The following is a 9,135-nucleotide window of genomic DNA, read 5'->3' on the forward strand; positions in this document are numbered from 1 at the left end:
CGCACCGATTCTGCCGGAAATGGCCGTCGGCGCGGCCGATGCTCCGGTAGTGCCGGCCGCTGGCCGGCAGCCTCAGGGCACGGTCACCGCAGGCGCATAAAGATCGGCAATGCGCGGAATGAACTGCTGTGGATTGGCACCGACCAGATTGGTCAGCACCACCACCGCGACGTCGCGGTCGGGATAGACCACGAAGGCCGAGCGCGCACCGCCGATACCGGCCACCTGCAGGTCGGGCGATGTGCGCAGCACCGGCCAGCCGCCCGCCCATGGGCCGGCACGGCCATCGGTGAGGCGCTCTGCGGTCCACATCCTCTTCCGAGCTGCATCCTGAAGCAGGCGCCCGTCGGTCAACGCGACCAGCCAGCGCGCGGTGTCATCGGCGGTGGTCAGGATGCCGCCGCCGGCCCACAGTGAAGGCGGCATGTCGTAGAACCAGTGCGACAGGCGGGACGGTGCATCCGCAGCGTCGGTGGCACGCGGGGCCAAGCTGTACATCGTCGCCGCATCCGGAATCAGGTCGTAGCTGTCGCCGAAGGTGGTGCGGGCCATGCGCGCGCTGCTGAACTGGCCGGTGGCGAGGAAACGTTCGTAGGGCATGCCGGATTGCTGCGCGATGATCCGTGCCAGCAGTACGTAGTTGGTCTGGTTGTAGGCGAAGCGCTGCCCGGGTGCGGCTTCGACCGGCCGCGCAGTGACGGCTGTCCACGCCTGCGCTTCGGAGCCACCGCCCAACAGCCCGTTCGCATCAAGGATGTCCGGAAGGCCTGAGGTATGCGCAAGCAACTGGCGTACGCGTACGTCTCTCCACGCTGCCGGAAGATCATCCAGGTAACGCGAGGCCGGCGCGTCCAGATCCAGCTGCCCCTGCTGGGCCAGCTGAGCGGCAGCCACGCCGGTGAACGCCTTGGTGGCCGAATTGAGCGGAAAGCGGGTGTCGCGCGAGGCGAGCACACCGTTCTCGACATTGGCCAGGCCGTAGGCCTCGGATAACACGATCTGCCCGTCTTTGATCACCGCGACCTGCAGCCCGGGAATGCGCTGCTCCAGCATGATCCGGCGGATCAGCCGGCGGGTCTGGTCGTTGGCCTGGTCCTGGCTGGCGGAGATGGCGGAGATGGCGGCGAAGGGCAGGGCAGTGATGAGCATCAGCACGACTCGAAGCATTGGGTGGAACATGCGGGATTCCGGCGGGGCGTCGAGGATCGGATGCAGCGGGCGCGTCAAAGGTTTAAGCGCGAGGTGTGCCTACCGTTCGTCGGCCCATGACTTCCGGGGGGTTGACTACAGTTGTCGTCACGCAGACAGTGGCGACACGGGTAGTCAAGGGAGTGGTGTCATGCGTGGCAAGACGATCGGGGACCAGGAACTGGCCCTGCTGCAGTACATCGATGAACATGCGCCGGCCAGCGTCGGCGAGGTCGCCAGTGGCTACGGCGAGGCCCGTGGCCTGGCCCGGTCCACCGTGCTGACGATGATGGAGCGGCTGCGGGCGAAGGGGTATCTTCGTCGCCAGCAGCAGGACGGCGTCTACCGCTACCAGGCCACGCGTGGCCCGGAAAGCGTGCTGCAGGGTGCAGTGGCCCAGTTCGTCGACAACACCCTGCAGGGCTCGGTGTCGCCGTTCGTGGCCTACCTGTCGCAGCGCCAGCAGGTCAGCGACAACGAGCTGGCCGAGCTGGAAGCGCTGGTCGCCGAACTCCAATCGCGCCGCCACGAGGGCTGAGCCATGGACACCACGATGCTGATCCCGTTGTTGGAACGGCTGGGCTGGACCAGCCTGCAGACCGTGCTGCTGGTGGCCCTGGTGTACGGCGTGTGCCGCGCGCTGCCGTCGCTGTCGGCGGCCACCCGCTGCCGCCTGTGGTGGCTGGTGTCGCTGCAGGCCGTGCTCGGCCTGTTCTGGAGCCAGCCGCTGCAGCTGGCCTGGTTGCCCGCACCGCAGGCGGTGGCGATGACCGCCACCGACGTTGCCGCAGATCTGGTCTACCCGCTGGCACCGGAAGCCTCGGCGCAGCTGCTGGCGGCGATGCCGGTGCCTGCAGCGGACGTGCCGGCAGTTGCGTGGTGGGCCGTTGCACTGGCTGCGCTGTGGGCATCCGGTGTGCTGCTGATGGCCCTGCGCACCTTTGGTGAATGGCGCCGCTGCCGCGCGCTGCTGGCCGCCGCCTATCCCTGCGAGGACGAAGCGCTGGTGCAGGCCCTGCAACTGGCCTCCGATGCGCACGGCGTGCGTCCTGCGCCGCGGTTGTGGATGAGCACGCAGGTGGACGCACCGCAGCTGGTCGGGCCGTTCCGCCCGGTGCTGCTGCTGCCGGCCGGCGACAACGCCCTGCAGGGTGATGCGCTGGACCTGGCACTGACTCACGAACTGCAACACCTGCAGCGGCGTGACCTGCAGTGGGGCCTGCTGCCCGCACTGGCCCAGCACCTGTTCTTCTTCCACCCGCTGCTGCGCCTGTCGGTGCGCGAATACGCACAGGCCCGCGAAGAAGCGGTGGATGCGGCCGTGGTTGGCCAGCATGGCGCGAGTCGTCAGGCCTATGGCCGCCTGCTGTTGCAGCTGGGCGTGGCACCGCAGCCACACCTGGGCGTGGCCAGCGCCGCGCCGAACACCACCAGCCTCAAGCGTCGCCTGCTCTCGCTGCAGCCGCGCCGGGCCTGCCCGCGCATTCTGGCGATGGCACTGACCGCCGTCGTGGTGCTGGTGGGCGTGGCACCGATGCGGCTGGTCGCTGCGCCAGTGCCACCGGCACCGCCCGCGCCGCCGGCCGCACCGAAGGCCGTGGTGCCGCCGCCGCCGAAGGCTCCGAACGCGCCGCCCGCAGCGCTTTCGGCCGCGCGCGTTCCGGCCGTGCCGGTGGCGCCCGCGCCGCCTGCCGAGCCGGCCGATGTCGAGGCGCTGTCAGGCCCAGACGATACCGATGTGGCGGTCGACGTGGATACCGACATGCACAGTAAACATTCGACTTCCCACACCACCTCCATCACCACCTACGGGCGCCTGGATCTCGGCAAGTCGCCGTCGCAGGCCTACGTGCTGGTCGATGGTGATTCGACCTTCGCCAATGGCGGCATCGACGATGTAACGGTGGCCCGCAGGCAGCTCGGCAAGGGGCCGGCGCTGTGGTTCCGCCAGGGCGACAAGCGCTATGTGGTGCGCGACCCGATGCTGATCCAGACCCTGCAGCGCGCCTACAGCGGCGCCGCAGACCTCGGTCGCCAGCAGAGCGAACTGGGCCGCCAACAGAGTGCGCTGGGTCGCGAGCAGGGCGAACTCGGCAGGCAGATGGGTGAGATGGGCCGCCTGCAGGGTGAGGAGTCACGCCGCCTTGCGCTGGCCGCCGCTGAGGTAGCGCGCAGCGCGATGGCTGCCCACGACATCAACCGTGAGGCCGCCGCAGAAGCCGCGAAGGCGGCGCGTGGTGCGACCAGCGATATGGCCGTTGCGCGTGAGGCTGCACGCGAGGCCGCTGCCGAGGCACGTCGTGCGATGCAGGAAGCCCGCAGCGAGGCCGCGCAATCCGGCCGCACCCGTGACATGCAGCGCCTGGCCAGCCAGCAGTCTGAACTGGCCAGCCGACAGGCGGCACTGGGCAGCCAACAGGCCGCGTTGGGCGAGCGTCAGGCACGCGTGCATGCGCAGGCATCGCAGCAGGCACAGCAGGTGATCGCGCGCGCACTGGCCAGCGGCAAGGCCGAGCGCCTCTGAGCGGTAGTGCCGGCCGCTGGCCGGCAATGTGGGGTGCCGGCCAGCGGTCGGCACTTCCTTGGGAACATCAACCGCAGCTGGCGCGCTCGATGCGGTTCTGCGCATCCACCTGCACGGTCACGCGGTCCTGGCGGAAGTCCATGGTCACCGCCATGCCCGGCTTGACCACCCGTGCACCGCGCGCGCCGCTGTCAGCCACCAGTTTCTTGATCGTGGCTTCGTCGGCGGTCTTGCCGGTGAAGGCCTCCAGCGCCTCCGGCCTGCATTCGTGTGCGGTATCGGCCACGGGCGCCGGCGCGGGATCATGGGTGGTGCTGCTGCCGGCGTGACTGCAGGCGGCCAAGGGCAGGATGGCGAGCAGGACCAGGGGGTTGAGGCGCATCGTCGGGCTCCAGGCGTGGATGGTGGCGGCAGTGTCACCGCTGCCACCGTCAGGCCGCGTCAACGCCTACTGCCCGACCAGCGCCAGGGTTTCGCGTTCACGTTGTTCTTCCCGTACCAGCCGCTGCAGCAGCAGGGCCAGGGTCACCACGTCCTGGTGGTTGTGGTCGGCCACCCGGCGCAGGTTCACCGCGTCGCCGCCGCGCAGGAAGCGCAGCCATGCGCCCGGCGCTTCAGAACCGGGCAGGTCGTCCTCGCGCACTACGCGCAGCAGCTGGCGTTCGATGGTGGACAGCTTGCAGTTCTCCCACGTGCCGCGATAGCGGCGGCGGGTGGGATAGAGCAGGTCGACGTGATCCAGCGCGCTGATCGGGCAGCGCTGGCGGGCCAGCCGGTAGCGCGCCTTCAGCAGCGGCGCATCGTAGCTGCGGCCGTTGTAGCTGCAGAACACGGTGGACGGCTGCAGCCAGCGGGCGAAGGTGGCCAGCATCGCATCCTCGGCGGCCATCGTCGCCAGCAGCAGCTGGCGGATGCGCAGGCCTTCGCCGCGTTGCGGGCACACATGCCAGTCGGCGGCACCGATCATGAAGGCACGGGTGCCGGTGCCGCCGGCCAGGCCGGTGGTCTCGGTATCGAAGAACAGCAGATCGCGTGGGGCCACGTGTTCGCCTTCGCGGCGGGCGAAATCCAGTGACAGCGGCTGCGACGGAATGGGCTGCGGCTGCAGCGATTCGATCAGGAACAGGCCCGGTGCGATCTCCTCGCCGGGCAGCTGGCGATCCTGCGCGCTGGCGCGTGCCGGCGCGGCTCCACCCCGCGAACGCAGGCCGAGCAGGCGATGCAGGCTGCCCACTTCCGGCCGACGCAGCGGTGCGGGTGCCGGTGTGGAGGCCGCTGCACCGGTCGGCTTGTGGCGGATTTCCTGTTCGACCCAGGCGAACACCGAACGCTCGGCCGGTGGTTGCCGCGCATCGTTGGCGGCAACCGGTGCCGCAGGTGATGCGGGCGGCGGCTCGGGCGCAGCCGGCGTGACTGCCTTCGGGTCACCGGCCTGCTTCCGCAGCAGGCGCAGCTTGTCCAGGCTCAGGCTCACGGGGCCAGCAGCTCCATCGGGTCGCGGGTGGTCACCACCACGTCGGGCACGTGCTGGCAGGCCTCGGCATCGAACAGGTCCAGCACACGCAGCGCCAGAGCGCGCGGCGAGGTGTCATCCTCTTCCTGCGCGGCCAGCACCGGGCCGACACAGGCCGGGCAGCCGGCCTTGCAGTCGCAGCGCTGCACCAGTTCGCGCGCGCGCTGCACCAGTTCGGCCTGGCGCTGCCACAGCGGCTCGCTGAGGCCGACGCCGCCGGGGAAGTTGTCGTACAGGTAGACGGTGGGCACGAACTCCTGCAGCAGCTCCACCACACCAGGATCACCTTCGCTGCCGCGCAGTTGACCACGGCCGCTCTGGTCGGCGATCGCGAACCAGGAACCATCGCCGTTGCCCACCGACTTCTGCAGGTCGCGCGCATCGGCCATCACCGCCACGGTGGCGACGATGTGCAGCGCATAGGCGGCGCCGAGGAAGCCATCCAGCGCATCCTGCTTGCTGGCGAAGGCGCGCAGCAGCAGTGCCTGCGGTAGCTGCCACCACACCGCAGTGGTGTGCAGTTCCTGGTCGGGCAGGTTCACCGGGCCGTAGCCGATGTTCTCGTGGGTGTAGTAGCGGATCTTCTTGTAGCCGGCCACGCGGCGCACCACGTGCACCTCGCCATGATGCGAATCGCCACGCCCGGCCACGCCACCATCGAAGCGGTCCAGCACCTTGAGCTTGGTGAAGTCGATGCTGTCGGTGTAGTAATCCACATGCGTGCGGGTGACATAGGCCTTGCGGCCGTCCCAGTCGAGCGTCTCCACCTGGTAGGGCGTGGACTGCACCATGTGGATGGCACCTTCGTACAGGGTGAGCGCGGCGGCGGAGTAGTCCACTTCGGCGATGATCTGCTGGCGGCCATCGCTGCGATCGACCACCACGAAGTTGCCATCGGCCACTGCGCGCAGGCTGACTGCGTTGGCCGGATAGCTGTCGGCGATCCATTCCCAGCGTTCGCCCTCGCGGTGGATCACCTCGGTTTCAGCCAGCGCTTCCAGGAACACTTCCGGGTCGATCGGGCCGAAGCCATCGCCAACCCGGAACGGCAGCTCGAACGCCGCGCAGCGGATGTGGTCGAACAGGATCAGCGGCTGGTCCGGCGCGATGCGCGCGTGCTCGGGCGAGGCCTCGGCGAAGAAGTCCGGATGCCGCACCACGTACTGGTCCAGCGGCTGCGAACTGGCCACCATCACCCCAAGCGCCGGCTGCTGGCGGCGGCCGGCGCGGCCGAAGCGCTGCCAGGTGGCGGCCACGCTGCCGGGGTAGCCATTGAGGATGACCACGTCCAGGCTGCCGATATCCACGCCCAGCTCCAGCGCCGAGGTGCTGACGATGCCGTCGATGTTGCCCGCGCGCATCGCACGCTCGGTCTCGCGGCGTTCGGTGGGCAGGTAGCCGCCACGGTAGGCGCGGACGCGCGGCGGCTTGCGCGGGTCGTGGTCGAAGATGTCCTTCAGGTACTTGGTCAGCACCTCGACCATCAAGCGGGTCTGCGCGAACACCAGGGTCTTCAGCCCGGATTTGATCGCGATGCGCGCGATGCGGTTGCTCTGCGAGCGTGCCGAGGCGCGCAGGCCCAGGTCCGGATTGATCACCGGCGGGTTCCACAGCAGCACCTGCTTGGGCCCGCTGGGCGCGCCGGATTCGGTGATGGCGGTGACCGGTGCCTCGATCAGCGCCTCGGCATGCGCCTGCGGGTTGCCGATGGTGGCCGAGCACAGGATGAACTGCGGTTGCACGCCGTAGAACGCGCAGATGCGCTTGAGCCGGCGCAGCACGTTGGTGACGTGGCTGCCGAACACGCCACGATAGGTGTGCACTTCGTCGATGACGATGTAGCGCAGGTTCTCGAAGAACTGCGCCCACTTGGTGTGATGCGGGAGGATCGCCTGGTGCAGCATGTCCGGGTTGGACACCACGATGTCGCCGTGCAGGCGGATGGCCTGGCGCGCATCGCCGGGAGTGTCGCCATCGAAGGTGAAGGCCTTTACGCCGAGGTCGCCGGCGCGGTTGAGTTCCAGCAGCTCGGCCACCTGGTCCTGGGCCAGTGCCTTGGTCGGGAACAGGTACAGCGCCTTGGCCTTGTCCTGCATCGCCGCGCTGACCACCGGCAGGGTGTAGCACAGCGACTTGCCGCTGGCGGTGGGGGTGACGATGGCCACGTGCTCGCCGCGCTGGCTGGCGTTCCAGGCCTCGGCCTGGTGGCTGTAGAGCTGTTCGATGCCACGTGCCTTCAGGGCGGCAGCCAGGGCCGGCGGAACCGAATCGGGAATGGGCGCATAGCGGCCTTCGCGGCCGGGAATGGCAAAGCTGCCGGTGATGCGGTCCTGGTAGCGGCGCTGCAGGCGCGCGCTGAGCAGTGCGCCGTCGCGGGCGGGCAGGCCATCGCGGGTGGCGAGCTTCTGCTCGGCATCGGCGGTGCGCTTGGCGAGTTCGTAAGCCATGGAAAGTGGAGCCGGGACGGATTGCGAGGGGTCACATGGCACCACACTCACGTCTCAGGATGTGAGACACCGCACACCAAGGGCATGAACCGTTCAGTGCTCGCGTCCCGTGGCGTCGCCGCATCTCCCCTGGCTGAACAGCTGCCAGTGCAGCAACGAAATCTGAAGCCGGCATCCGTATCCTTGGGTGCTGGACGCAACCAACAGGGTGGATGGCTGTGGCACGACGTGGAACGCAGGGAGCCGTCCTGGCCAGCATGCTGCTGGCCGGTATCGCGCAGGCGCAGCAGGCCACGCCGGTAGCGGTGCCCGACCCAGCGCCCGAACCTCCTGCAGATGCGCCGGCGGCAACCACCGCGCCGATCTCCACCACCCTGCCGCAGGACAACGTCACCACCCTTGGCGAAGTGCGTGCGCTCAAGCCCGAAGACGAGCCGCTGGATCTGTACCGTTTCAAGAACCCGGTGAAGTTCGGCGACAACCGCTTCAGTCGCGACTGGAGCGAACCGCCGTCGCCGGAGCAGGTCAGCATGGGCGGTGGCTACATCATGATGGGCGTGGTCAAGGGTGTGATGGCGGCGGCCAAGGGGATCAACAAACTCACCGGCGGACCGGCGCAGATCCAGGCCGCCGTGGCGCGGCCACCGCCGGAGCTCAGTGCCGAACAGCAGCAGCGTGCGCTGCGGTTCTCCCAGGAGCAGGATGCCGGCGATGCACCGCCGGTGAAGTAGGCCGGTATATCCTGCCGGCTCCCCACCGCTAGTGCTGCCATGTTCCTGCGTTCGATCTGCCTGCTGGCCGCGTTGCTGCCAGCCTCCGCCTTCGCTTCCGGCATCGCCGATGACGGCGCCTGCCGCAATGGCGCGTTTCCCTCTGAACAGAGCCGGTTCGCTCTGGCGCGGGTGGTCGATGCGCCCCGTCTGTACCTGCTTGGCGACATGGACGGCTGCCCGGCGAAGGGCGAACCGGCCTGCCGACAGCGCAGCTATGTGGTCAATGGCGATACCGTGGTGACCGGGCGTGATCTTGGCCGCTACCGCTGCGCGTTCTTCCCGAACAAGGTGGGTGGCAGTGCTGGCTGGGTGGACCGCAGCAAGCTGCAGGCGTTGCCGGTGGTCGTGCCGTCGCTGCAGGATTGGGCGGGCCACTGGAAGGACGGCGACAACGGCCTGCGCATCACCGTGCAGGGCGGGCAGCTGCATGTGGAGGGTGACGCCTACTGGCCCTCCGCCAACCCCACGCCGGAGCAGCGTCCCTACGGGCCGAACATGGGCCAGGTGGAAGCGCGCGCGGCGCCGCGTGGTGCCGATGTCGAGTTTGTAGAGGACACCTGCAAGGTGCGCGTGCATTCGCTGGGGGAGGTGCTGATCGTGGCCGACAACAGCGAATGCGGTGGCATGAACGTGCGCTTCAACGGCGTGTACCGGCGCGCCGGTTCGCGTTGACAAGCGCCAACCAAGGTT

Annotated in this window: 8 protein-coding genes; 4 read left to right on the forward strand and 4 right to left on the reverse strand. The window is 68.9% G+C overall.

Annotated features, from left to right (window positions below; translation table 11 throughout):
* Positions 1-72: 72 nt before the first annotated feature.
* Entirely contained in the window at positions 73-1,149 is a 1,077-nt protein-coding gene (locus ACZK4Z_RS00430; RefSeq protein WP_478451571.1) for a serine hydrolase domain-containing protein, read from the reverse strand.
* A 190-nt stretch (positions 1,150-1,339) separates the two neighbouring features.
* On the opposite strand from ACZK4Z_RS00430, the gene ACZK4Z_RS00435 reads away from it, so the two are divergent.
* Positions 1,340-1,726 (forward strand): BlaI/MecI/CopY family transcriptional regulator, encoded by a 387-nt coding sequence (locus ACZK4Z_RS00435; RefSeq protein WP_004133922.1) that lies wholly within the window; start codon positions 1,340-1,342, stop codon positions 1,724-1,726.
* Positions 1,727-1,729: 3 nt separating this feature from the next.
* The gene (locus tag ACZK4Z_RS00440) at positions 1,730-3,712 is read left to right on the forward strand and encodes a M56 family metallopeptidase (protein WP_125893019.1); all 1,983 of its coding nucleotides are present in this window, start codon (positions 1,730-1,732) and stop codon (positions 3,710-3,712) included.
* A gap of 67 nt (positions 3,713-3,779) precedes the next feature.
* On the opposite strand, the gene ACZK4Z_RS00445 is transcribed toward ACZK4Z_RS00440, so the two are convergent.
* The 3 genes from ACZK4Z_RS00445 to ACZK4Z_RS00455 all read right to left on the reverse strand — a co-directional run bounded on the left by ACZK4Z_RS00445 (position 3,780) and on the right by ACZK4Z_RS00455 (position 7,672).
* Entirely contained in the window at positions 3,780-4,094 is a 315-nt protein-coding gene (locus tag ACZK4Z_RS00445; RefSeq protein WP_125893021.1) for an I78 family peptidase inhibitor, read from the reverse strand.
* A gap of 66 nt (positions 4,095-4,160) precedes the next feature.
* Positions 4,161-5,186 (reverse strand): ribonuclease H-like domain-containing protein, encoded by a 1,026-nt coding sequence (locus tag ACZK4Z_RS00450; protein WP_125893023.1) that lies wholly within the window; start codon positions 5,184-5,186, stop codon positions 4,161-4,163.
* The gene (locus ACZK4Z_RS00455) at positions 5,183-7,672 is read right to left on the reverse strand and encodes a DEAD/DEAH box helicase (RefSeq protein WP_125893025.1); all 2,490 of its coding nucleotides are present in this window, start codon (positions 7,670-7,672) and stop codon (positions 5,183-5,185) included. The genes ACZK4Z_RS00450 and ACZK4Z_RS00455 overlap by 4 nt, the downstream gene beginning before the upstream one ends.
* A 212-nt stretch (positions 7,673-7,884) precedes the next feature.
* Here ACZK4Z_RS00455 and ACZK4Z_RS00460 point away from each other — a divergent pair, with 212 nt between their 5' ends.
* Both ACZK4Z_RS00460 and ACZK4Z_RS00465 read left to right on the forward strand, forming a co-directional pair.
* A complete protein-coding gene (locus tag ACZK4Z_RS00460; RefSeq protein WP_012509660.1) occupies positions 7,885-8,403 on the forward strand; it encodes a hypothetical protein in 519 nt (172 codons plus the stop codon).
* A 39-nt stretch (positions 8,404-8,442) separates the two neighbouring features.
* Positions 8,443-9,117 carry a hypothetical protein gene (locus tag ACZK4Z_RS00465; protein WP_125893027.1) on the forward strand — a complete coding sequence of 225 codons (675 nt, stop codon included), beginning with the start codon at positions 8,443-8,445 and terminating at the stop codon, positions 9,115-9,117.
* The last annotated feature ends 18 nt before the right edge of the window (positions 9,118-9,135 follow it).

This window comes from Stenotrophomonas sp. 71799_Sma, from assembly GCF_056482505.1.